Origin of the sequence: Paenibacillus sp. ov031 (assembly GCF_900143165.1) — a bacterium.
Lineage (GTDB): Bacteria > Bacillota > Bacilli > Paenibacillales > Paenibacillaceae > Paenibacillus > Paenibacillus marchantiae.
On the sequence record NZ_FRDO01000002.1, the window covers coordinates 26,711 to 50,919 of the forward strand.

The following is a 24,209-nucleotide window of genomic DNA, read 5'->3' on the forward strand; positions in this document are numbered from 1 at the left end:
GTCGGGTCTTGCTATGTGAAGGTTGTCGTGTGCCCGCAGCTTCGTCCAAGATCCCGGCCAAATGCCGTTCTCTTAGACGGCCGCTCTACAACGAGAGGGCGCTCACGGCTTCGCCTTGCTCGCGATGGTCGCCATTGCCTTTGGCTCGGCTCCTGGGTACACGACTTCCAAATGTTTTCCTATAAACCTTTTAACCAATTTCAACTTTTCTATCAGTATAGACCTGATTTTACGTTTTCAACATGTCTAATTATCGGTAGATATCACTGATTTCCTGACTCAGCAAGAGAACGGCCACCCGGCCGTTCTCTTGTTGCAGATCTATCCATGCTGCGACACATTCTACTGTGCCTCTATCTTAAACTTATGCTGTCTGCCTTAATAAGCTATTCTGCGCGCAGTTCCAGCAATGCATCACGAAGTTCAGCAGCACGCTCAAACTGCAAGTTTTTGGCTGCGTCTTTCATCTCTGCCTCTAGGCGCTGAATAAGCGACTGACGTTCCTTCTTCGACATCTTCTCGGCAGCGCCTGTAAGATAGTCTTTCTTGGATTCGGCAACTTTGGTTGCTTCAATCACATCACGCACTTTTTTGCGAATCGTCTGTGGTGTAATCCCATGCTCTTCGTTATACGCAATTTGGATCGCACGACGGCGTTCCGTTTCCTTCATCGCTTTTTCCATCGAATCTGTCACTTTGTCACCGTACAGGATAACTCGACCTTCGCTGTTCCGTGCAGCCCGACCAATCGTTTGGATCAGTGAGCGTTCCGAGCGTAGGAAGCCTTCTTTGTCGGCATCCAAAATGGCTACCAAGGAAACTTCAGGAAGATCCAGACCTTCCCGGAGCAAGTTGATTCCGATAAGGACATGGAAAACCCCAAGCCTTAGATCACGTAGAATCGCCATACGCTCCAATGTCTTGATCTCGGAGTGCAAATAACGTACCTTGATTCCGATCTCCTTCAGATAATCTGTTAAATCCTCGGACATCTTCTTCGTTAATGTTGTGATCAGGACCCGCTCGTCTTTCGCAATCCGGTCATTAATCTCACCGATCAGGTCATCGATCTGCCCCTTCGTTGGACGCAGTTCAATAATTGGATCAAGCAGACCGGTTGGACGAATGATCTGTTGCACCATCGTATCCGTATGCTCAATCTCGTAAGGACCTGGTGTCGCAGATACATAGATAATCTGATCCATCTTCCCTTCAAACTCATCGAATTTGAGAGGGCGGTTATCCAGCGCAGATGGCAGACGGAATCCGTGATCAACCAGTACAGTCTTCCGTGCTTGGTCACCGTTATACATCGCACGGATCTGTGGAAGAGTCACGTGGGACTCATCGACCACAATCAACATATCATCCGGAAAATAGTCCATTAGCGTGTAAGGTGTATCGCCTCGTTCGCGGAATGTCAGTGGGCCGGAATAGTTTTCAATCCCTGAACAGAAGCCGACTTCTTTCATCATCTCGATATCGTACCGTGTACGTTGCTCCAGTCGCTGAGCCTCCAACAATTTCCCCTGTTCACGCAATACTTCAAGACGCTCTTCCAGTTCACGCTCAATATTCACTAGCGCAACCTTCATCGTCTCTTCCTGGGTTACGAAGTGAGATGCCGGGAATATCGCAATGTGCTCACGTTCCCCAACCAGTTCTCCGGTTAACACATCAATCTCCGTAATTTTCTCAATCTCATCACCGAACAATTCCACCCGAATCGCATGTTCACCCTTCGATGCCGGGAAAATCTCGATAACGTCACCGCGAACGCGGAACGTACCACGCACAAAGTTAATGTCATTTCGCTGATACTGAATCTCCACCAGACGGGACAAAATCTGATTGCGCGGTTTCTCCATCCCTACCCGCAGGGACAGAAGCATGCTGGAATAGGAGTGCGGCGAACCCAAACCATAGATGCAGGATACACTCGCTACAATAATGACATCTCTGCGTTCAAACAATGAACTCGTAGCCGCATGGCGCAACTTATCGATCTCTTCATTGATACTTGAATCCTTCTCGATGTACGTATCCGAGGAAGGAATATAGGCCTCTGGCTGAAAGTAATCGTAGTAACTGACAAAATACTCAACCATGTTATTTGGAAAAAAGTCTTTGAACTCACTTGCAAGCTGAGCTGCCAGCGTTTTATTGTGGGCAATAATCAGTGTGGGACGTTGCAGCTTGGCAATCGTCTGTGCAATGGTGAACGTCTTACCCGTACCGGTTGCACCCAGCAATGTCTGATATCTCTTCCCCTCCTGAACGCCCTTCACCAATTCTTCAATGGCTGCAGGCTGATCACCTTGGGGAGAAAACTCTGATTCGATTTCGAACGTTTTGTCGCTCATTATAATATCGCTCATTGCCGTATCTCACCCTATCGTCTAAAATAATAGTCACTATATATTGTCGAAGTTCCCCGAATTTACATATGGGAAAACTTATAGTAATAGGAATATTTGTTCCCGTATAATTATACCTCGTCTGTGCAAGTGATGCAATCGCGAACTAAAGATAGGAGTGGGTTAATTTATGGATATTGCGACACTTATCGGCATTATTGCCGGGATTGCCGCAGTCATTAGTGGTTTTTTATGGGAAGGTGGCCAATTATCCGGTCTGATGCAAAAGACGGCTGCTCTAATTGTATTTGGTGGAACGATTGCCGCAGTTGTTGCCAGTTTCCCTGCACATCGGCTGCGTACGATTCCTGCTGCCCTCCGCATGGCCTTTGGGCGTAACAACAATGACTCAAGCCAGTGGGTTGAAGAACTTGTAGATATGTCTTCAATCGCTCGCCGCTCAGGCGTGCTTGCACTGGAACGAAAAGTAATGGACCATCCGCATCCATTTTTGCAAGATGGTATTCAGATGGTTGTCGATGGCACAGATCAGGATGTTGTTCGTCAGATCATGGAGATGGAGATTGATTCCGTCGAACAAAAATATGAAGGTTATGCCAAAATTTTTGAATCAGCAGGCGGTTATGCTCCAACGATGGGTATCATTGGTACCGTGATGGGACTTATTCAGGTACTCGGCAGTCTGACCGATCCTACCGGACTCGGACCAGCGATTGCTGTTGCCTTTACCGCAACCCTTTACGGGGTCGCCAGTGCCAATCTTATCTTTTTACCCATTGCTTCCAAAATTAAATCCCGTGGAGCAGACGAAATTCAGACGATGGAAATGCTGCTCGAAGGCGTATTATCCATCCAGAACGGGGAAAACCCTCAGCTTGTGCGTAAACGGCTGGAGTCCTTCACACTTACTCACCGCCAGATTACACGTCCTGTAGTGAAGGAGGGATTGGATGAGTCGGCGCAGTAAACGGCGCGGAAAACGTGAACCTGGAGATCATCGAGATCGCTGGATGATTACCTATGCCGATCTCATCACTCTGCTGCTGATCTTTTTTGTGATCATGTATGCCATGAGTCATCTGGATTCTGGTAAATACGATGTGGTTACTCAATCGTTGCAAAATACTTTCAACCAATCCAACTCCCTGCTCGATCAAGGTGAAGGTATTGGTGGTACAGCTGGACAAGCTATTACCAAGAATCCGCCTTCCCAGATTCAGGGCGAAGACCCCGGAGAAGGCGAAGGACCCTCTTCCGGCTCCGAGACAAGTAAGCCAACTGATGACGATCAGCCACTTACGGAGCGTGAAGAGCAATTCAGATCACAGGAGCAGGAGCTGCAAAATTTGTTCAATGTGATTACCCAGTATATCGAGGACAATAAACTGGAAAACCAGATTTTTGTTGCGGACAAGCCCCAAGGCATCTCTATCACACTCAGTGACCGCTTCCTGTTTGATCAGGGAAAAGCTGCACTCAAAAGTGATGCTTCACCCACACTAAGCAAATTGGCAAGCTTGTTCCGTGATCTGAGCACCGTTGTTAGCATTGAAGGGCATACGGATAACGTTCCTGTCGGGGCAAACGCTACCTATAAAGACAATTGGGAGCTTTCCGGGGAACGTGCACTGTCTGTATTGCGTTTTTTTCTCGACAAAGAAAAGCTTGACCCTGACGGATTTCAATATGCTGGATACGCGGATACGCGCCCAACTGGGGATAATACCACCGCAGCAGGGCGGCAAAAAAATAGACGTGTGGAAATCACCGTCTTGCGTCAACTCCAGCCTTAACTTCTAACATTTCGTATGGACCACCTTTGCTCTATTATAAAAAGCACGTTCTTACTGAATTCGATTCAGCAGAGCGTGCTTTTTGTTTTTATTCTATACTTTTATTGCTAAAAAAGCGGATCACTTGTTTTATTCGTTTTACAGCAATGGCACACGATGTGATTACCTTCATCATACAAACGATTCACACTTTACGCATCTACGCCTGGCTGGCTGGGACGAAGAATCGCAGAACCGACCGTCAGCAAAATGGCTGCCATGCCAAACAGTATCAGCAGCGGCATTGTGATATCCGACAACGTACCACCAGCAGAGACTGTTTCCACCGCTTGAATCGCCCATTTCTGTGGAACAAAATTAGCAAGTTTTTGCATGTAATCCGGCATGATCGACAGTGGCCAGAAACAGCCACCAATCATACACGTCGGTGTGATAATCAGTGAATTCAGCATGGTTGCATTTTTGGATTCACGAATCAAACCGGCAACCGTACTCGCAATCCCCATGGAGACCAGCATAAATGCGGCCAAAATAAGCAGATGGATGCCAAATGGAATCCCCGCATCATAATGAAGCACCCATCTGCTAATCCCCAGTACCAAAACAATTTGGATTAATCCGATCGCAAAACTTCCCAGAAAATTGCCCAGTGCGATTTCATAGGCGCGGACCGGAGCCGTGTAGACTCTTGCCATCGTCCGCAGCCTGCGGTCTTCCATAATAACAGCAACTGTACTGGTCAGCAGACCCATCATGAACATAATCGTAAATCCGGTCACGTTGTTCAGACCCGGTTTGGGATAAATACGCAGCTCAGTTGCTTCACCCGAAATTTGATGTATACCAAGTTCAAGTAACAATTCTTTAAATTTGGCTTGGGCCAGAGTTGGATCAGAAGTCTCACCTGATGCCGCATCTGTCGCTGCCAATACTGCCGAAGCAGATTGTCTCAATCCCGCTGCCAAACCTTCAACCGCAGCCCTCAAAGTATAGGAGCTTTCACTGACACGAAGTTCCACTAGCTGAACTTCAGGTTGTTTGTCTTGCAGTAAATTGTCCGTGTAATGCGCCGGGATAATGAGTCCTGAACTCCCCCTTTGCTGCGCAATGGCTTCCTTAACTTCCGCAACGTTGTTCATGGGTTTGAGCAGATATTCCTCTTTGCGGCCCAGCTCATCCAATATCCATCTGCCTGCTGCACCCTGATCCTCGTTTACATAAGGAATGACGGCACGTGTTCCCTCCTCGCTCCCAAACAGCGCAATTGTACCTGTGACGACAAGGCAAGGAAGAAGAAAGAACGTGATGAAACCCCGTTTTCGCAATATCGTGCGCCGGATCATCAGCCAGGCAATATTCAGGCTATTCATAGCGATATCCCGCCTTTCTATAGATCAGTCCCGCTGCCGCCACCATTACCGCACATACCGAACCAAGCATCATGATGCTGTACATAATCTCACTTAAGGGGGCGTTCAGCATCATCCGCAGAAAACTTTGCAAAGCCCAGTGGTTTACCGTAAATTCGCTTATTCGCTGTACAAAACCAACGGCAATGGGTGTAAATCCACCGCTAATAAATGTCATGGCAATAATGATGCCTTGAAGAGCGGCGCTTGCGGATGCGGAATTCTTGAAAAGCAGGGTAACAATCACGCCGAGAGTCATGGAAGCCAGCGTAATCAGCACACAGATTAGAACAATTAGCCAGGGATGTGTGCCCCAGTTCACACCATATAACCAATGTGTCGCCAGTACGATGATGATGGCCTGCAAGAAAGCAATTAGGCTATTGCCTGCAATTTTCCCTGCAAAAATGACCCCATTGCCGATTGGAGCTGCTTGTAAGCGAGTTAGCGTTTTTTTATCTCTTTCACCAAACAGACTGTTGCTGGTTGTCATACCTGAGTAAAGCATGAACATGGCCAGCATGGAAGCTGCATAATATTGTGAAGCACTATAAGAGGTACCCACTTCTCCGGGACTGCTGACGGCTATATATGAAGAGCTCGTTCTATTGGTCTGTGAATGCTCAGACATTGCAGCTACTGCGTCAGGACCTAACACTTTCGCCGCAGCGACCTGTCTGTTCAGTTCATCCGTGAACCGCGTAAACAAAGTCTCACCTACAACATTGAGCGTGCCATCTTTCCCCAATATCCATTGCAACCTTGCCTCTTCCCCTTTCATGAACTGCTCCTCCAGATCTGATGGGACAATTACGGCAAAATCCAGATCACCACGTCGCAGTGCACTTACAGCCTCTTTTTCCGTAGGTATGTTCTGTACCTTCATCATTTCGCTTACTGCCAAAGATGTCACAAATGTATTTAAAGCTTCGCTGATCGCTCCAGAACCGGAATCCTCTTCTGTTTGAATGATCCCTACTCTCACCGGGTCAGGAATGGCTTCTTTTGCCGTCCCCATTGTACTGGAGAGTGCAGTACCCAATATAAAGATGAGCAGCAGCGGCAGAATAAACAGATTCAGCAGAACGGAGCGAATTCTCAGAATCCTTCTCAACTCAAAGATGCAAATATGCCATATGTTCATCTGAGATCCTCCTAGTCCCGAAGCGTACGTCCGGTCAGATTGAGGAAGAGCGTTTCCAGATCAGGCTCTTCGACCTTGAGCGATTGAATGGAGATTTCATGTTTGCTGCAAATGAAGAGCATATCTTGTAGATCCTGCTGTGCAGAAGGCAGCATAACGGTCAATGTATCGTCTGATACTTCAACCGCCCGCACACGGGGGTGAAGCTTCAACTCCTCCACAACATCAGGACCAATGCCCGAAGTGGTGAGCACTATTTTTTCCTCAGATGCAACCCGTTCTCTCAGCTCTGCTTCGGTGCCACAGGCGATGATATGCCCCTGATCCATAATCGCTACCCGGTGACTGATTGCAGCAACTTCCTCCATGTAATGACTTGTATAAATGATGGTTGATCCCATCTGATTAAGCGTACGAACCGACTCCAAAATATGATTCCGCGATTGCGGGTCAATGCCCACTGTTGGTTCATCCATAATGATTAAATCCGGCCGATGCATAATGGCACACGCAATGTTCAGCCTGCGTTTCATACCGCCAGAGAAAGTGGAAGGGGCATCCTTCGCTTTGTCCTGCAAACCTACAAATTCGAGGGATTCCTGTACTCTTTCTTTAAGCATTTTCCCACGGAGTCCATATAGTCTGGCAAAAAAAGTGACATTCTCCGCAGCGGTCATCGTTTCGTATAGAGCCAGATCCTGTGGTACCAGCCCTATTTTGCGTTTTACTTCAAGCGGCCGCTCCTTAACTGATATGCCATCCAACCGAATTTCACCCTGATCCATATTTAAAAGACCGGCAATCATGCTAATGGTGGTACTTTTCCCTGCACCATTGGGTCCAAGCAATCCAAAAATTTCACCTTTACCGACACTCAGATTTAAATGATCCACTGACAGCTTGCTACCGTATCGTTTCACGACGTGATCCACTTCAAGCATAGCCATAGATTATACACTCCTCTTCCGTCCAGCTTCCTGCGACTGGATTTTCATATCTGTATTGTAACGAATTGTGATCTTCTGCGAAGGTACGAAAGGTCATGAAACAAAGGTGACTTAAGTCATCTTCGGATGGGAAAACTGCCTATGATATAATCGACATACATAACCGGAAGGTATACCTTCACTTCTAAAATAAAGGATGTCTCTGACATATGCCGATGCGGTTGCTACAATACGGTTTACTCATAGTTCCTGCGGTTCTGTACATTCTGGTGCTACCCCTGGAAAAAGAAGATAGCTATACTCTGTATATTATCATTGCCCTAGGACTCGCGGTGTGGAAAGACTTCTCCCGTTCAGGTATGCAGCGTCTGCTGCTTGCGGCCGAAATCCTCTTCAGCTGCTGGCTGATCGCTCTATATGGCCCATTTATGTTTTTCCTCTCCTTATCTGCGCTTTATGTGTACATGTACAGACTGGATAGGACCCAACGGTGGTTAATGCTCGCCATTCAGCTTATCGCCAGCAATACCGCGTTACATTGGTATTACGCCCCACCACAGGAGCTTCATGCATGGCTTACACTTCACAATAACACGGCCATTCCTTTTAGCTTCACCCAAGAGACAATGGCTCGGGTTGCAGGTAACTTGCTCCTGCTCATCACCGCAACACTCTCTTGGCAGGGTTCTAGAAGCGCGAGCAGCCGTGGGCAGCTTGAACAGGTGTACGATGAGCTGCGCAGTAAACATTACGAGCTTCAGGAGGCACGCGAACAATTGCTGCAATTCACAAAGCAACTTGAAGGAGCGGCACAGGTTGAGGAACGTACCCGGATATCCAGACAGCTTCATGATGATATTGGTCATCGCCTAATTCGCACCAAAATGATGTCTGAGGCAGCCCTCCTCACCCTCCCTATACACCCAGAACAGGGCACGGAAATGGTGAGACAGATTCGGGATCAATTGGCCGCCAGTATGGATGACATGCGAACCACGCTTCACAAATTGCGGCCTGACTCATATATATCCGATGCCTACGCACTAGATCGTCTGCTTGAAGACGTTGGAAGGGAAACGGGTGTTAAAACGCGTTACGAAGTGCGTGGTCATTCACATGTACTCTATCCCAGTATGCAAATCGTTTTGTACAAAAATGCAAAAGAGGCCCTGACCAATGCCCTCCGTCATGGAAATGCCACTACGATTACAGTGGAACTGGAATTTGGAGAAAGAGAAATCTGTATGTCTATCAGCAACGATGGGAAGATCCATACCCTTTCCACCAAGGAACAAACGAAAGCAAGACATGAAAGATCTCGTGCTAACCCGGGCGTAAAGATAGAGTCTACAGGACTCGGCATGGGGCTCGAAGGTATGCGCCTACGCACACAGTTGGTTGGTGGGAAACTTGAGATCAAGTCGGACTATCCCTATACGGTGATTACACGCCTACCCATGGCAAACAAAGCTGAACTGATCTGAAAAAGGAAGTGATTTGCTCATGTCTGACCTGAATGAATTAAATAACTCGAGCCATTCTGTTCACCCTCAGTCCATTCGGCTGATGCTTGCGGATGATGATTCCTTTATCCGTGAAAGTCTCAAAGTCCTGCTTGGACTCGATCCCGGCATTACCGTTACAGGTACAGCTTCAAACGGCCGGGAAGCTCTGGAACTGCTGGAGTCCGGAACAATTGCCGACGTTGTACTTATGGATATTCGCATGCCAGATTGTGATGGAGTTGAAGGTACCCGAATCATTAAAACACGTTTCCCTGACGTGCGTGTACTGATGCTTACTACGTTTGACGATGATGAGTATATTATCCAGGCTTTGCAAAACGGAGCCAGCGGTTATTTACTCAAAAATGTGCCACCTGACCGGATCATTCAGGGCATCAAGACTGTACATAACGGGGATATGTTGATTCATCCTGATATTGCTCGTAAGCTCGCGAGTCTACTTCGTCCTACTGCAGCGCCTCAGACACATGAACCCATTGGCTCTTACGGACTAACCCGTATGGAACTGGCTGTTGCGGAGGCTATATCAGAAGGGCTGTCCAATAAAGAAATTGCCGCGAAGCTATTTTTAAGTGAAGGCACGGTCAAAAACTATGTTACGGATATTCTCGGCAAGCTTAGTTTGCGCGACCGGACTCAAATCGCCATTTTCATGTTGAAAAAGTAGCAAAAAGGGTATTTCCCTCGCCTAATATGGCGGAGGAAATACCCTTTCTTCATTACATCTCTACAGATCTTTGCTCCCCCGCCGGGGCGGGTGGCAATGCTAGTGGAGCCTCAACATTAAGCTGATCTTTCCGACGTCGTGCGAACAACTTGAGACTTACGATATGAAATAGAGTTAGCGGACGCAAGCGGAGCGCCCAGGCTTCATGATTGTCCGGGGCCATGAGCACCCCGAGCTGATGATGCTCTCCTTCATAGATCGCCCGTTGCATGAACTTGCTCTCACCCTGATGATTGCGTACCTCCAGCTTACAAAAGGCCGGATTCATACGCAAAGCGCGATGTAATTGCTCCGGCGAATGCACCAATACGCCATTCACCTTGTACAAGGTCTCCCCAGCTTCAATTCCCAGTTCTTCTGCGGGACTATCAGGAATGACACCCAGTACCTTCAGGCCGTGCTCAGGGTGTACAAACAGCGGGCTGCGGTTTTGCTCCTCGAAGCCACTGTACCACACCAGGAACTCATGCCCAATGAAAGCAGCCAAGGCTGCAACAACCATGAGTGGAGACCACCATGCAGCCAAGAGACTGAGCACAAGTAGCCCTGTCCCATATAGCAGCAATCGTTTTGCGGAAATCTGGACTTTTTCCCCGGGGAGCATACTTTGCGTAACTTCTCCGAATCCCAGCATAATCGGTAGCGCAACCAACATGTAGCCATTTCCTCCGCTGATCAAAGCGGTCCATGGCAATTCGGCCCCGCCCGTAACTGGAACAAGAATCAGTAACGGAATCGGCCAGAAATGCTGCAACTGGTATCCTCCAACGAGCTTGCCGCGTTTACCTTCGAAGAGCAAAGGCGATGCCATGGATACCCCTTGCATACGTACCATCAGTGCTTCACCGATATGTAATACTGCTGCGAGCACAAGAAGTGCAGGCATATCCAGCGCACGTAATGCTTCAGTGACACTTCCCATCCATCCTGCCGGCTGCCAGCCCGAAGCCAGATTTAAACCAAACTGCAACACGCCAAGCAAACCTGCAGCATAAGCAAAACATAAGTATCGGATACGGAATAATGCCAGAAATAACGTAGCTGCCCATATACAGATCAGGCTGCTCAGTGTAAGATGTGCCCCAAGAAACAACGACACGATTGAGACCATTGCACCAATCACAATACCTCCAAGTACTGCACGAATGGTCTGTGTGATCGAGCTTTGCAGACGAACGTGGAACAATTTACGTTCCTGTAAGAGTTGACGATGATAAACGAGAGCAATCAAGATTACCGCAATATAATAAAACGGCTGAATAAACAACTGCAACAATGCTTCTCCTAATGTGGTCAACCATGGCCAAGCCCATTCCATTGTGGACGGTCACCCCTCTCCTTCAGCCGGTTCAGAAAAAAAGAAGGCTGAAAATCAGCCTTCTTTATGGCTTCGACACTGCGGACGAAATATCCTTTGAGACATTTTCGATCGCGCGCTTCAGCTGTGCATCATATTGAGGATTGGCAATGCGTTCAATCAGAGCCGCTTCCAGTGATTCCGCGGTTTTCTCATCAATCTGGCCAGTTGCCTGAATGCCTTTTTGTTTCTGGAATGCTTTGACCGCTTCTTCTGTCTTCTGGTCATAGTATCCATCTACACGATCCGGCTTAAAGTCAAGTCCTCTCAGCATCGTCTGCGCACTTTTCACATCCGTGCTATTGCTGTCGTATTTCAAAGGTAATTTTTCTTTGTTGATTGGTGCCACCGAGAAGTAATCCGGCTGGTTCACCGCAATATCCGGTTTGATCCCTTTTTCGTGAATCCAGTCTCCGTTCGGAGTCAGCCATTTCGCAATGGTGATTTTCAGCAGACTGCCATCACCCATCTGCTTGTCATAACTCGTTTGTACGGTTCCTTTACCAAAGGAGTTTTCTCCAACCAGCGTTGCGCCTGCCGACTGTTGCAATGCACCAGCCAAAATTTCCGACGCACTCGCGCTTCCTTTGTTCATCAATACCGTAATTGGGTACGATTTACCTGATCCGTTCGATTTGCTTTGTTCCTTTTTACCGTTCTTGTCTTCGACTTGAACAATAACTTTGCCTTTCGGAACAAATTGCTCTGCAATATCAATAACGACCTGCAAAACACCACCCGGGTCATTACGAACATCAATGATCAGGCCCTTCATGTTCTGCTTCTCCAGCTTCGCCAGTTCTTCTTTGAAGCGATCTCCTGTGTTCAGCGAGAATTGGGTGATCGTAATAACACCAACACCGTTATCCTCCATGTGGGCGTACACCGTCTCCAGATCAATGTCATCACGTACAATGACAAAGTCAATCAGTTCGGAAGATCCGGCACGTTTAACCTGTACCTTCGCTTCACTGCCTTTTGGACCTCTGATTTTGTTAACGGCTTTGTTCAGTTCCAAACCTTGCAGAGATTCACCATTCACGGACATGATCATGTCTTTCGCGCGAATACCCGCTTTCTCGGCAGGTGATCCTTTGATCGGTGATACCACTACGACATTCCCGTCCTGTGAGGATACCTCTGCGCCGATTCCGGTAAATGAACCTTCAATCGACTCCTCGAACTGGGCTGCTGTTTCCTGCCCCATATAGTTGGAGTACGGATCACCAAGGGATTCCATCATGCCGTTGATCGCACCATCAATCAGTTTGGTTTGATCCACGTCTTTATAGTAGTTGCTTGAGATCAAATCCATCGCGGTTTCAATCTTCTTCAAATCGTTCTTCTGCTGCGAACTGCCAGTAACGCTTGCGAGCAATCCTTCGCCAGGTGTCGTCTGTGCCAGGCCAGGAGAGCTCATCAGCACCAACGTAAGCAGGCTTCCTCCGAGAAGGGCTACAATGACAAGCAGCAGGGCCGATCTTTTCTTCATCATCCGTTTGTCACCGCCTTTAGTATTGAAGCGTGTCAAATTCAATCGTTCCGTGAATCATTCCCTGAACATGCCAGCTTAGTATATGCCTAGCTTGTACGGAATATGTTTGTTCCATTCCAACTGTTGGCTAAAAACTACAAATAGTTAAATGGATTCACTGCTGTTCCATTATCACGTACTTCAAAATGCAAATGCGGTCCAGTGGAGTTGCCTGTACTGCCTGATTCAGCAATTATATCGCCACGGCTTACCGTGTCACCCTTGCTAACCTTAAATCCGCCTTCACGTAAATGACCGTATAGCGTCCATAATCCGCCTCCGTGGTCAACAATGACGGTGTAACCATATCCACTATACCATTCAGCCATGATGACGATCCCGCCTGAAGCGGCATGAACGGACGTTCCTTGAGCAACAGCAAAGTCTACACCTGCATGCATTTTACCTACTTCGCCCGTGATCGGGTGAATACGAGGCCCAAAACCGGAAGATACACGCGCACCTGATACTGGCATCCCAAAGATGCCGTTACCACTGGAGTATGTGCTGCTACTGCTGTTGGAGCTGACCTTGGTCGGCGCCTTCGCAGCAGCCGCGGCACGTGCAGCAGCTGCTGCTTTTGCTTTGGCGGCCGCCGCCGCTTGTTGCTCACGCAATTTATTTTTCTCTTGCAGAAGGGCCGAACGCTTGCTGGCAATCTGCATCAATACATCTTCCTGTTCTTGCGTCAGCTCTTCAGACTCTTCAATTTTAGCATCATAGGAAGCGAGAAGCACTTGCTTCTCCTGTTCCTTCTCATTCAATTGGGACTTACGCTGTTTCTTCTGCGCATACAGGCTCTTGGCTTCTGCATATTGCACATCGAGTTCTGCTTTTTTGTCCACGACGAGCTGCTTGTCCTTTTTGTGTTCATCCAGCAGATGCTGATCCTGATCCACAATCGTTTTCAGTGAATCGGCACGAGTCAGGAAATCAGTGAAGCTTGTGGAAGTTAACAACACATCGAGATAAGAAACGGCACCATCTGTATACATCAGCCGTACACGTGATTCAAGTAATTTCTCTCTTGCAACGATACGTTCTTCTGCAGCTTGCAGATCTTTTTTCGTTGTCCGGAGATCCTCTTCCGTATTTTCAATCTGCAAGGATACGTTTGCCAGCTCATCACTAACCACATTGATCTGCTCCATGACGACTTTCAAGTAAGCATTGGTCTTGTTCTTGTAATGCTGGGCTTCCTTTTTGTTGCTGGCAGCCTTTTGCTGCTCCTTTTTGGCCGAAGCCGCCTTGCTCTCCAGTTGCTGAATCTGCTGATCAATGTCGCTAATGCTACTCTTGGCATATCCGTCAGAAGGTTGAAGCGTCAAACTGGCCAATAACGTTAGAGCCAGCAGCGAAGCTGTTTTTTTCAAAATGTGATCCCCCATCCTATGAATTCACAAGAAAGCAACCTGCACAGGTGGTGAACAGCATGTTCTTTGCTTTCTTTACACTAAAGACTCCGTCTTTACTACATATCGTCAAACAGTGTTCAGTTGTGAACCTGCTTTGCCATTCTTTTTCGATTAAACGTTAAGAGATTTGCGGATGGACAATGTGCTTCCCAAAATACCAACCAGCACACCGAGTCCGATCAACAGTGTTCCAAACAGCAACCAAATATCACCGAGTGGAATCAAATTAAGCATCTGCATAAATACATCCTGACCAATCGTGGCCATCAGGCGGCTGTAACCGAAGAACAGTACTGCTACCGTAATCGCCGAACCGATCAATCCAATCAATGCCCCTTCGACAAAGAAAGGCCAACGAATGAACGTGTTGGTTGCACCAACCAGTTTCATAATACCGATCTCCCGGCGCCGGGCCAGAATCGTTACGCGAATCGTATTCGAGATCAGGAACATGGACATTAACCCCAGTCCCCCAACAAAAATAAATCCGATATTCCGGACAAGCTTCGTAAATTTGAACAACACTTCCACTGTTTCCTTGCCGTAGTTCACTTTCATGATCGGCTTCTCCGGATGTTTATCGTTCAATGCTTCGATTTTTTGCGCCACAAAAGTGACGGTTTCCGGTTCAATAACCTCTACTTCAATGGTCTCCGGCAGTGGATTGTTATCCACATCGAAACCGCTTAGCACATTGTCTGCACTTTCTCCGAGACGTTCACGGAACTCCTTGAGTCCCTCTTCTTTGGAAACAAAACGAATTTCACTGACTTCAGGCATCGCACTGATTTCCTGCTCCAGCGTGTTACGCAGGTTCTCATCCACGTTCAGCTCAAGAAACGTACTGATCTCGACCTGACTGTCCACCTGGTTGGCCATGGAATTCACATTGAGCACCAGCAGCATGAACACGCCCAGAATGAGCAGAGACACGATAATGGACATGATGGAGGCCACGGACATCCAGCCGTTGCGGAATACGTTCTTGAATCCCTCCCGTAAATGGCGCAAGAGAGTACTAAAATTCATAACCGTATTCCCCTCTCATCTGATCCCGTACAATCTGTCCCCGTTCAATCGCAATAACCCGTTTACGCATCGTATTAACGATATCCTTGTTGTGGGTTGCCATGACAATGGTTGTCCCGCGGAAATTAATTTCATCCAGCAGTTGCATAATGCCCCATGACGTCTCCGGATCAAGGTTGCCCGTTGGCTCGTCCGCAATAATAACAGACGGATTGTTCACGATGGCACGTGCGATGGCAATACGCTGCTGTTCCCCACCCGACAACTGTGAAGGTTCACGATTCGCCTTGCTGCGCAATCCAACCAGATCAAGCACTTCCATCACTCGTTTCTTAATGTGACGCTTCGGTGCTTCAATAACTTCCATGGCAAATGCCACATTCTCAAATGCCGTCATGCGTGGCAGCAACCTGAAATCCTGGAACACAACGCCGATATTCCGGCGTACGTAAGGAATTTTGCGTGGCTTTAACTTTCCGATATTAAATCCGTTAATGGATATTTGTCCTTTGGTCGGAACTTCTTCCCTGTACATCAATTTCATAAATGTCGATTTGCCTGCGCCGGACGGACCGACGATATAGACAAATTCATTGCGGTCGATCTTCACCGACACCCCTTGTAATGCGTGGGTACCATTGGCGTAGGTCTTCCACACGTCCTGCATTTCTATCACATCATCACTTCCCGTTGCATAGTTAGCCATTATCATTTCGACACAATCTTGGCATTTCCTTTAAAAAGACCTGAATTTCATCAGGGAAAATCCATTTCGCCCCTTTTTCGATGGTGAAGCATGGATTCATATGAATTTTATTGTAACAAATTTGTTACCTATTGAGTACCCGAAAGTTTTCCATCATTGGATCATATATATGGAAAGTGTTACGAAATGCGGAACAACAGAAGTACAAAGGAGCGTACGGATATGAAAAAAATACATTTGATGGTCATTGCACTGTTCTCCATCCTATTAATCGGTTCCGCGTCCTATGGATTGCTGTATATGTACGTGAACCAACCCGCCCTACCAGAAGGAGTACGTGTTGCGGAGTGGTCGGTTGAGGGCGTGAATCGCAAGGAAGTTCTACCGGCACTGGATGAACGATTAAAACAAATGGAAGCATGGCCGATCACCCTGGAGGTTGACGATCCTACACCAAAAACAATGATGTTCACCGCCGCCCAGACAGGCGCAAGCTACAGTGCTGATGACTTCCGGACAGCTGTGCAGCAATTGGATGAAGGCAATCTGTGGGAGCGCGCGTATGCCCGATATCATTTCATCAAGGAGTGGTCTCTGAAGCTGACTTACAATTCAAAATCGTTGAAAGAGCAACTTACCCCTGTCTGGGAAAAGGAAACCTTCGGTACACCCGCGAACGCTGTTCGCCGCATTACCGCAAGTGACAAGGTCCAGTACATCCCGGAAAAAGGCGTCCGCCGGATCGCCTGGGATGAACTCGCGAGCCAGATGCAGGCTAAGCTGCACCGGGATTTCGCTCCACTGGACCATGATGCGAAGCCCAACCCGCTGTTGATTCAGCTGCCGTTGTATACACTGCAACCCGAAGTGACTCTCGATTCGCTGCGCCAAGAGGGAATTGACCGGAAGATCATCCAGTTCTCCACTGGCCTTGGAAACAGCAGTGCAGGCCGGATACATAACGTCAGCGCAGCAGCGCAAGCCGTTAACGGCATGATTTTGCCGCCAAATGGTACTTTTGATTATGAGAAGGTCATTAGGAAGGCCGAGGAAGACTATGGTTTCCGGGAAGCCCCGGTTATCGTGAATGGACAGCTGACCCCCGGCATTGGAGGCGGCATCTGCCAGGTATCGAGCACCGTTTACAACGCAGCCCTGTTGACCGGACTGGACATTGTAGAACGCCGCAACCACTCCCTGCCCGTCAAATATTTGCCGAAGGGGCTGGATGCCACGTTCGCCTCAGGTTCCATCAATTTTCGGTTCAAAAACAATACCGGTAAGTCTCTACTCATTCATGCCAAAGTGGAAGGTGGAAGCTTAACCGTCAAATTTTTCGGGACCTTCCCGGAGAACGTCAGTTATGCCCTGGAATCCCGTACAATTGAGACATTAAGTGCTCCCGTCAAATATGTATCGAGTAATGTGCTGCCTGACGGCGCTCAACAGGTGCTCCAAAACGGTCAACCCGGATATATTGTGGAGACGCTGCGCACCAAAAAGGTAAATGGTAAAATTGTCGAATCCAAAACCATTACACGTGACACATACAAAGCCCAGAATCGCCTGATTGCCCGCTCTGGTCATACTAACCTGCCTGATCCCAAAGAGCCATCAGTTGTAGAGGATGGCATCAGCGACACGAAGCAGCCTTAATCTTACTTTCACATGAGTGTAAATAGATACGCTCAATTTAGCAAAAGTAATAACAAATAGAAAAAGACACATCTCCTGTTCCCCATTCGGGGTCCTTCGAGAGATGTGTCTTTCGTTTGTTTTACAGATACATATTGTGTATTGATTAGACTGAAACCTTTTAATGTCCGCCTGTGTACTCTTTCTGCTCCTCACCGATAACCATCTTCTCATTACCCATGAAGAAAGCAGCAATCAACGCGAGTGCAGCCGGGATCGCAGCCCAGGCAAAGAGCTGCACGATGGATGAAGACAACGCATGCGTAATGGTATCCAGCACCTGAGGCGGAATCGCTTTTCTCAGCTCTGGCGATAGCAGCGCATGTGGATCACTTAGATCCACTCCCTGAGGCACGCCGCCTGCAGGAGCACCAGCGTCCCCTGCTTCCGCCGCTGATCCGGCGAGAGCATCATTCATTTTGCGCGTAAATACCTGGCTCTGCACGATACCAAAGATCGTAATGCCCATCGTCATCCCAAGTGAACGCAGGAAGTTAAGTGTGGAGCTTGCCGCTCCGCGTCGTTGCGGTTCAAACGCGTTCATGGCTGCATTGCTGAGTACCGAGAACGACGCCCCTACACCGAGACCAATCATCACCATGAATATACGTATCGTCCATAGAGATGAAGTTTCATCCAGTGTCGTCAGCAATCCAAGACCAACCACAAGCAAGGCCAGTGTAGGAATCATAATGTTGCGATACTTGATTTTGGTCATCAGTACCCCACCCATGGAAGCCGTCACAACGGACCCCAACATCATGGGCAATAACACGAGACCAGAGTTGGTCGCTTTGCCACCGAGTACCCCCTGGATGAAGATGGGAATGTACACGGATGCGGTAATAAACGCCGCACCACTGAACATGCCAATAACGTTACTGGACCAGTACACCCGGTTGCGGAACATCCCGAAGGAAATGATGGGTTCTTTGGCTCTCGTTTCTGCAAACAGGAAGAGCAGCGCTAGCACGACAAATCCGGCAAACAAACCGAGGATCTGCCATGAGCCCCAGGCATACGTTTTGCCGCCCAGTTCAAGCCCGAAGATGAGACAGACTACCGCACCAATCAGTGTGATAGCACCCAGCCAGTCAATCTGTTGGGATTGATGCTGATGAGATTCCTTGTAGAAAAATGCAATAAACACAAACGCAATCAGACCAAGCGGCAGGTTGATATAAAATACCCATTCCCATGTCGCATACTGCGTAATGTAAGCACCCAGCAGTGGACCAAATACGCTGGATAAACCAAACACAGCTCCGAACAAACCGCCCAATTTACCCCGTGATTCCGGTGCGACCACATCAAACATGATCGTAAAGGCAATCGGCACCAATGCACCCGCACCAATACCCTGAATAGCTCTGTACATCGTCAGCTCAACGATTGATGTTGCCGTTCCACATAATGCGGATCCGAGCATAAATACCAGTATTCCGAAAACAAAAAACTTCTTCCGTCCGTACATGTCGGATAACTTACCGAAGATTGGCATACCGGCCATCTCGGCCACCATGTAAGCAGAGGTCACCCATACGAATTTGTCGAGCCCACCTAGCTTCCCGACAATGTCGCCCATAGCTGTTGCCACGATGGTATTGTCCATCGAAGCCATCAGTATGCTTAGCAGTAACCCTGCCAGCACCAATCCAATATTATTTTTACGTGTAGCCATTCTACTCAATCTCTCCCATTCACATCCGATTCATATGACTGAATTAGTATATCCGAAAAGTTACGGCGGATAATCAGTCCAAGGACCGATTGCTTTGCACCAAAACTTCCGATTGCGGATGAATTTGCAGAGAAGAGCGGTATTCCACAGTACCAATTCGGCACCCAGGGCCAATTTTTATTTTATCTCCTCGTACAACCTCGGCCTCCGTGTTCTCAAGTTCAATTTCGTCGCCTTCGATTAGATTGGCCTTGAGAATAGACTTGTTACCAGTGAACAAACCCTCCAGCAGTTTTCCCCGCGAATTCTTTACTGATATGATGGAACCGCCCATTTCCTTGACCTCGGATGGACCCATAATTTTAAGTGTCATACTTTCGGCACTGAGCATACCCGTTATCGTAAAACGGCCATTCAACTTCATATTCTCCACCTGACAATCGCCTGACACATGAAGCTCGCCTACTACTTTCATATGTTCAGCTTTTGCATACAGGTTAGAAGAAAAACCGCCCTCCTGATCTTCGTCGCTGGTAGCAGCCCGCTCTTTCAGGGTAAGGGTTCCCGTAATTTTGATATCGGTTGATTCCAGAGATCCGTATATGACCGATGTGCCGGTGCATTTGAATTGATCACAGATCAGATTATTATTAAATGACGAATCCCCCACTACCTTGACCTTGCCGTACACACCGCCAGAAGAACTGCCGTCGCCGATGATGCTAATATCGTGTTTTTTAGCCAATGAACCAGCAAAATGGTTATTCAAATCGATCACATCCCTTTCTCTCCAGGTCAAAACTTAAATTAAAACTTAAATCCGCTGGCTGCTGCCCACCTTGGCATCTGGATCAACCTCTAGTTCACCCGAATATTCGACCAACCTGATGTTACAGCCACGACCGATATGAACCTTGCTGCCACGAACAATATCAGCCTCGGTATCTTCCAGCACGATTTCATCCCCCTCAATCAAGGATGTCTTGAAGGATGGGGTACCGCCCAGGCCAATACTTTTCCAAAAACCAGTCTGTTCCTTACGCCGAATATCAATGCGTTCCCCGCCAATCTCTCTCGCCGAAGAAGATGTATGCAGCCTGATCTCTACCGTTCCGGCATTCAGAAAGCCACTAATTTTAATATTGCCCTGTACGTTCAAAGACTCACATTGTACGTCGCCTTCAATATCGATCACGCCACCAATATCAATCCGTTCCCCATCAACCCGTCCACGAACAGTACACTTCCCGTTGACTTCGAGCTCAGGGCTTCGGAGGTCTCCGTTAATGGTTGTTAAGCCATCCACACGAACACGAGAACTAATCAAGGGGCCGTTCAGCGTGCACATGCCGTTGATCGTTGCACTCTCTGAGCTCAAAGCACCGTGCATCTTCAATGTTCCATTCACATTCACGGAGGTACAGTCCAGGTTACCGTTTACTTTAGCCATGCCATCGATAGATACCCGGTGAAAATTCCCACCTGCCGTTTGGCTCATGCCCGCTACGTTCAGATCATTGCGCAAATTACGTTCCTCCATATATGATCCTCTCCTTATCCCAATTTGAGTTTTAACTCTTCCATGAACGTCCCCATCGACTGCCTGAGAACGACCTTCACTCCATTGTCAAAATAAAGCTCTGTTCCTGCCGTTACCAGCAAGAATGAAGGGACACCCATCTTGCGAATAAGCACCAGCTCGCTTGGTTTGCCTGTGAAACGATAATAATGCTCGGACATGACATCGATTAGCAGCGTACCCTCCTGCCGGGTAATATCTCCGCTCATTAGCAGCTTATCGAGTACATAAAGCATCATGATCTGCTCCAAAGCATACAGCGGCCGCTCCCGACCCGCTTCTTTCAACAGCTCAAGCGAAATGTTCGAAACAATGTTTCGCTCTAACAGCTCCTGAGCGGACATTTCCACTTCACCCAGCGTTGGTGAAAACACGTCTGCCAGTTCATCCAGTGACAAGCCGTCTTTCATATTGAGAATCTTGTCAATCCGCAGTAAAATCTGTTGTTTTGGAAAAAAAGTTTCTTGTCCCGTATAGGACGACTTCCGAATAAACCATTCCTCCGGAATGAGATTCTTCCGTTTCCAGCGGTACAACTGGCCGTAGGAGATACCCGTCAGGTCCAGCAAATCTTTTTTGGAGATCAAATCATCCGTCATATATGGTCCCCCTTTGTGTTGAAAAGAGTGTAACATAACATTGTTACGCTGTAAAGAAGATGAATAACTAGTGGTGAATTTCTTATTATTGCAATGAAAAGACTTTGCGTATAACCTGTTTATTATAGATACTATGGAACCATTATGGATTCTGATCCCATCCTATTGAATCGGGTCAGGACACATCGTTAATGGACTTATGAAAGGGGTTTCTCCTATACATGGCACTTATTAAATGCGACTTTTACTCTGACACGCTTGGTCTAAGCACCAGCATGCATGTCATCCTGCCACAACAGACCCACAATCAGATTGGAATGGAGAACGTATCCGGTCTGGGGTTACATCCCACGCTGTATCTGCTGCACGGGCTATCGGATGATGACTCCATCTGGCTGCGTCGTACATCCATCGAACGATATGTTGCGGACCTTGGTATTGCTGTTGTAATGCCTCAGGTCCATCGCAGCTTCTATACGGATATGGCGGAAGGTGGACGCTACTGGACATTCATCAGTGAAGAGCTGCCTGCACTTGCACGTTCCTTTTTCCCGCTATCACACAAACGTGAGGATAACTTTGTTGCCGGATTGTCCATGGGTGGCTACGGGGCATTCAAGCTGGCACTTCACAAACCGGAGCAATACGCCGCTGCGGCAAGTTTATCCGGAGCGCTCGACATGGTAGCGCATATGGATAACCGAATTGTTAAGGCATTAAGTGATGCTGAGTTCAAGCGGATTTTCGGAGCAGAGATTAAAGGCTCGGAGAATGACTTGCTGCATCTGCTCGAAGAAAGCAAAGCAATTCAGGGCCCAAAACCTTTGCTCTACCAATGCTGTGGGACAGAAGATTTCCTGTATGAAGAGAATCAATCGTTCCGTAAAGCTTGTGCACAGACCGATTTCCAACTGACGTACGAGGAAGAACCCGGTGGACATGACTGGGGATATTGGGACGAGAAGATTCAGAATGTGCTGAAATGGTTGCCTTTGCGTGAACGTAAGTAGTCGAGAAATTTAAATGAAGCCACTGCATTTTAGTTAGATATGTACAGAAATAACTATATAAGTTCAACTAATGCATATTTACACTGGCACTCCAATGACAGAACAACCTTCCGATCGCTGTTATCCAGTAAATGTTGAGTTGAGCATATCTAGATCGTTGTAACACACAAAAAAGCAGGCCCTTGAGAAGAAATTCTCGGCCTGCTTTTGCGTTATATATCTTTATTTCATTCTAGTAACTGTGGCATTATCCCCGATTGGTGATCCATTGCTCTGTAATTTCAAGCACCTTTTCACTACGTCCAATCGCCTCAGCCACCTGATTGGAAGCTGTTCCGCCGTAAACATTACGAGCATTTACAACCGCTTCTGGTTGCAGCACATCGTAAATACGCTCATCGAACAACGGAGAGAACTGACGGAATTCATCGATGGTCAGATCCAGCAAATACTTGCCGTTCTGGATACAGTACAATACCGTTTTGCCGATAACCTCATGTGCCTGACGGAATGGCAAACCTTCGCCCACGAGGAAGTCCGCAATATCTGTAGCGTTGGAGAAATCCTGATTGACTGCTTGACGCATCCGACCCTTGTTGACCGTCATCGTTGCAATCATCGGAGCGAACAATTGAAGTGCACCTTCCAGCGTCGCTACCGTGTCAAACATGCCTTCCTTGTCCTCCTGCATGTCTTTGTTGTAAGCCAGCGGCAGAGATTTCAACACTGTCAGCAGACCGATCAGGTTGCCGTACACACGTCCTGTTTTACCACGAACGAGTTCCGGAACGTCTGGATTTTTCTTTTGTGGCATAATGCTGCTGCCCGTGCAGAATGCATCATCCAATTCAACAAATCCAAACTCCGTGCTGCTCCAAAGTACCAACTCTTCGCTCAGACGGGACAAGTGAGTCATGATCAGCGAAGCGGCTGCCAGGAACTCTACGATAAAGTCACGGTCGCTGACCGCGTCCAGACTGTTCTCATATACACCATCGAAGCCCAGTTGTTCCGCCACAAAATGACGGTCAATTGGGAACGTTGTGCCTGCAAGCGCACCTGCACCCAGTGGCAAAACGTTAATGCGTTTGTAGCTGTCCATAAGACGCTCTGCATCCCGTTGGAACATCGATACATACGCCATCAGGTGATGAGCGAACAGAATCGGTTGTGCACGTTGAAGATGCGTATATCCCGGTACAATCGTATCAAGATTATCTTTGGCTTGCCCGATCAGCGCTTCCTGCAACGAGTGCAGCATGCCAACAAATCCAACTACGCGCTCACGCAAGTACAAGTGCATATCGGTTGCCACTTGGTCATTCCGGCTGCGTCCTGTATGTAATTTGCCGCCTACAGGGCCAATGGTATCAATCAGGTTTTTCTCAATATTCATGTGGATGTCTTCATCCGATACGGAAAATTCCACTTCGCCTGCACGGATTTTATGCAGAACAGTGATTAAACCTTCCTTAATCGTTTCTACATCCTCTGCTGGCAGAATTCCACATTTGCCCAGCATCGTGACATGAGCCAGACTTCCTTGAATATCTTCCTCGGCCAACGCTTTGTCAAAGTTGATTGACGCTGTATATTCCTCAACCAGGTGATTGGTTTGTTTGGTAAAACGTCCTCCCCACAGCTTGCTCACAGTGAGTACTCCCCTTTCGCTCATGGACA

General features: G+C 47.8%; 20 protein-coding genes. 6 read left to right on the top strand and 14 right to left on the bottom strand.

Features of this window, described 5'->3' with window-relative positions; genetic code table 11:
* Positions 1-386: 386 nt before the first annotated feature.
* Positions 387-2,378, bottom strand: a complete 1,992-nt coding sequence (gene uvrB, locus BUA17_RS10490) for an excinuclease ABC subunit UvrB (RefSeq protein ID WP_063567499.1) — start codon at positions 2,376-2,378, stop codon at positions 387-389.
* 169 nt (positions 2,379-2,547) lie between these two features.
* Here uvrB and BUA17_RS10495 point away from each other — a divergent pair, with 169 nt between their 5' ends.
* Positions 2,548-3,345: a flagellar motor protein gene (locus BUA17_RS10495; RefSeq protein ID WP_072733566.1), complete on the top strand. Its 798-nt coding sequence runs from the start codon at positions 2,548-2,550 to the stop codon at positions 3,343-3,345.
* Positions 3,329-4,171: a flagellar motor protein MotB gene (locus BUA17_RS10500; protein WP_072733567.1), complete on the top strand. Its 843-nt coding sequence runs from the start codon at positions 3,329-3,331 to the stop codon at positions 4,169-4,171. The genes BUA17_RS10495 and BUA17_RS10500 overlap by 17 nt, the downstream gene beginning before the upstream one ends.
* 191 nt (positions 4,172-4,362) lie before the next feature.
* Here BUA17_RS10500 and BUA17_RS10505 read toward each other — a convergent pair whose 3' ends face one another.
* The 3 genes from BUA17_RS10505 to BUA17_RS10515 are packed head-to-tail and all read right to left on the bottom strand — an operon-like array spanning position 4,363 to position 7,671.
* Positions 4,363-5,541 (bottom strand): ABC transporter permease, encoded by a 1,179-nt coding sequence (locus BUA17_RS10505; protein WP_072733568.1) that lies wholly within the window; start codon positions 5,539-5,541, stop codon positions 4,363-4,365.
* Complete coding sequence (locus BUA17_RS10510; protein WP_072733569.1) at positions 5,534-6,724, bottom strand: ABC transporter permease; 1,191 nt, start codon at positions 6,722-6,724, stop codon at positions 5,534-5,536. The genes BUA17_RS10505 and BUA17_RS10510 overlap by 8 nt, the downstream gene beginning before the upstream one ends.
* A gap of 11 nt (positions 6,725-6,735) precedes the next feature.
* Positions 6,736-7,671 (bottom strand): ABC transporter ATP-binding protein, encoded by a 936-nt coding sequence (locus BUA17_RS10515; protein WP_072733570.1) that lies wholly within the window; start codon positions 7,669-7,671, stop codon positions 6,736-6,738.
* 209 nt (positions 7,672-7,880) lie between these two features.
* On the opposite strand from BUA17_RS10515, the gene BUA17_RS10520 reads away from it, so the two are divergent.
* The gene (locus tag BUA17_RS10520) at positions 7,881-9,155 is read left to right on the top strand and encodes a sensor histidine kinase (RefSeq protein ID WP_072733571.1); all 1,275 of its coding nucleotides are present in this window, start codon (positions 7,881-7,883) and stop codon (positions 9,153-9,155) included.
* A gap of 19 nt (positions 9,156-9,174) precedes the next feature.
* A complete protein-coding gene (locus BUA17_RS10525) occupies positions 9,175-9,864 on the top strand; it encodes a response regulator transcription factor (protein ID WP_072733572.1) in 690 nt (229 codons plus the stop codon).
* Positions 9,865-9,916: 52 nt separating this feature from the next.
* On the opposite strand, the gene BUA17_RS10530 is transcribed toward BUA17_RS10525, so the two are convergent.
* From BUA17_RS10530 to ftsE, 5 genes are all read right to left on the bottom strand, one after another.
* On the bottom strand, positions 9,917-11,242 hold the full coding sequence (locus BUA17_RS10530; RefSeq protein ID WP_072733573.1) for a PDZ domain-containing protein: 1,326 nt from the start codon (positions 11,240-11,242) through the stop codon (positions 9,917-9,919).
* 64 nt (positions 11,243-11,306) lie between these two features.
* Positions 11,307-12,776 carry a S41 family peptidase gene (locus BUA17_RS10535; protein ID WP_063567507.1) on the bottom strand — a complete coding sequence of 490 codons (1,470 nt, stop codon included), beginning with the start codon at positions 12,774-12,776 and terminating at the stop codon, positions 11,307-11,309.
* A gap of 134 nt (positions 12,777-12,910) precedes the next feature.
* Positions 12,911-14,188, bottom strand: a complete 1,278-nt coding sequence (locus BUA17_RS10540) for a murein hydrolase activator EnvC family protein (protein ID WP_063567508.1) — start codon at positions 14,186-14,188, stop codon at positions 12,911-12,913.
* Positions 14,189-14,341: 153 nt separating this feature from the next.
* A complete protein-coding gene (ftsX, locus tag BUA17_RS10545) occupies positions 14,342-15,259 on the bottom strand; it encodes a permease-like cell division protein FtsX (protein WP_063567509.1) in 918 nt (305 codons plus the stop codon).
* Positions 15,249-15,935, bottom strand: coding sequence for a cell division ATP-binding protein FtsE (gene ftsE / locus BUA17_RS10550; protein WP_024631580.1), 687 nt, complete (start codon positions 15,933-15,935; stop codon positions 15,249-15,251). The genes ftsX and ftsE overlap by 11 nt, the downstream gene beginning before the upstream one ends.
* 252 nt (positions 15,936-16,187) lie before the next feature.
* On the opposite strand from ftsE, the gene BUA17_RS10555 reads away from it, so the two are divergent.
* The gene (locus BUA17_RS10555; RefSeq protein WP_072733574.1) at positions 16,188-17,621 is read left to right on the top strand and encodes a VanW family protein; all 1,434 of its coding nucleotides are present in this window, start codon (positions 16,188-16,190) and stop codon (positions 17,619-17,621) included.
* A 160-nt stretch (positions 17,622-17,781) separates the two neighbouring features.
* On the opposite strand, the gene BUA17_RS10560 is transcribed toward BUA17_RS10555, so the two are convergent.
* The 4 genes from BUA17_RS10560 to BUA17_RS10575 form a co-directional block, all read right to left on the bottom strand.
* Positions 17,782-19,341 carry an MDR family MFS transporter gene (locus BUA17_RS10560; RefSeq protein WP_072733575.1) on the bottom strand — a complete coding sequence of 520 codons (1,560 nt, stop codon included), beginning with the start codon at positions 19,339-19,341 and terminating at the stop codon, positions 17,782-17,784.
* A 73-nt stretch (positions 19,342-19,414) separates the two neighbouring features.
* Positions 19,415-20,119: a hypothetical protein gene (locus BUA17_RS10565; RefSeq protein WP_072733576.1), complete on the bottom strand. Its 705-nt coding sequence runs from the start codon at positions 20,117-20,119 to the stop codon at positions 19,415-19,417.
* A 36-nt stretch (positions 20,120-20,155) separates the two neighbouring features.
* Positions 20,156-20,881: a polymer-forming cytoskeletal protein gene (locus BUA17_RS10570; protein ID WP_072733577.1), complete on the bottom strand. Its 726-nt coding sequence runs from the start codon at positions 20,879-20,881 to the stop codon at positions 20,156-20,158.
* Positions 20,882-20,895: 14 nt separating this feature from the next.
* Positions 20,896-21,519 (bottom strand): YhbD family protein, encoded by a 624-nt coding sequence (locus BUA17_RS10575; RefSeq protein WP_072733578.1) that lies wholly within the window; start codon positions 21,517-21,519, stop codon positions 20,896-20,898.
* Positions 21,520-21,740: 221 nt separating this feature from the next.
* On the opposite strand from BUA17_RS10575, the gene BUA17_RS10580 reads away from it, so the two are divergent.
* On the top strand, positions 21,741-22,529 hold the full coding sequence (locus tag BUA17_RS10580) for an alpha/beta hydrolase (RefSeq protein ID WP_072733579.1): 789 nt from the start codon (positions 21,741-21,743) through the stop codon (positions 22,527-22,529).
* Between the two features lie 247 nt (positions 22,530-22,776).
* On the opposite strand, the gene argH is transcribed toward BUA17_RS10580, so the two are convergent.
* Positions 22,777-24,180 carry an argininosuccinate lyase gene (gene argH / locus BUA17_RS10585; protein WP_053779582.1) on the bottom strand — a complete coding sequence of 468 codons (1,404 nt, stop codon included), beginning with the start codon at positions 24,178-24,180 and terminating at the stop codon, positions 22,777-22,779.
* Positions 24,181-24,209: the final 29 nt, after the last annotated feature.

What these genes read in the sequence shown, in the direction of transcription:
- uvrB (WP_063567499.1), bottom strand. Translation starts at nt 2,378, where the DNA reads ATGAGCGATATTATAATGAGCGACAAAACGTTCGAAATCGAATCAGAG.
- BUA17_RS10495 (WP_072733566.1), top strand. Translation starts at nt 2,548, where the DNA reads ATGGATATTGCGACACTTATCGGCATTATTGCCGGGATTGCCGCAGTC.
- BUA17_RS10500 (WP_072733567.1), top strand. Translation starts at nt 3,329, where the DNA reads ATGAGTCGGCGCAGTAAACGGCGCGGAAAACGTGAACCTGGAGATCAT.
- BUA17_RS10505 (WP_072733568.1), bottom strand. Translation starts at nt 5,541, where the DNA reads ATGAATAGCCTGAATATTGCCTGGCTGATGATCCGGCGCACGATATTG.
- BUA17_RS10510 (WP_072733569.1), bottom strand. Translation starts at nt 6,724, where the DNA reads ATGAACATATGGCATATTTGCATCTTTGAGTTGAGAAGGATTCTGAGA.
- BUA17_RS10515 (WP_072733570.1), bottom strand. Translation starts at nt 7,671, where the DNA reads ATGGCTATGCTTGAAGTGGATCACGTCGTGAAACGATACGGTAGCAAG.
- BUA17_RS10520 (WP_072733571.1), top strand. Translation starts at nt 7,881, where the DNA reads ATGCCGATGCGGTTGCTACAATACGGTTTACTCATAGTTCCTGCGGTT.
- BUA17_RS10525 (WP_072733572.1), top strand. Translation starts at nt 9,175, where the DNA reads ATGTCTGACCTGAATGAATTAAATAACTCGAGCCATTCTGTTCACCCT.
- BUA17_RS10530 (WP_072733573.1), bottom strand. Translation starts at nt 11,242, where the DNA reads ATGGAATGGGCTTGGCCATGGTTGACCACATTAGGAGAAGCATTGTTG.
- BUA17_RS10535 (WP_063567507.1), bottom strand. Translation starts at nt 12,776, where the DNA reads ATGATGAAGAAAAGATCGGCCCTGCTGCTTGTCATTGTAGCCCTTCTC.
- ftsX (WP_063567509.1), bottom strand. Translation starts at nt 15,259, where the DNA reads ATGAATTTTAGTACTCTCTTGCGCCATTTACGGGAGGGATTCAAGAAC.
- BUA17_RS10555 (WP_072733574.1), top strand. Translation starts at nt 16,188, where the DNA reads ATGAAAAAAATACATTTGATGGTCATTGCACTGTTCTCCATCCTATTA.
- BUA17_RS10560 (WP_072733575.1), bottom strand. Translation starts at nt 19,341, where the DNA reads ATGGCTACACGTAAAAATAATATTGGATTGGTGCTGGCAGGGTTACTG.
- BUA17_RS10570 (WP_072733577.1), bottom strand. Translation starts at nt 20,881, where the DNA reads ATGGAGGAACGTAATTTGCGCAATGATCTGAACGTAGCGGGCATGAGC.
- BUA17_RS10575 (WP_072733578.1), bottom strand. Translation starts at nt 21,519, where the DNA reads ATGACGGATGATTTGATCTCCAAAAAAGATTTGCTGGACCTGACGGGT.
- BUA17_RS10580 (WP_072733579.1), top strand. Translation starts at nt 21,741, where the DNA reads ATGGCACTTATTAAATGCGACTTTTACTCTGACACGCTTGGTCTAAGC.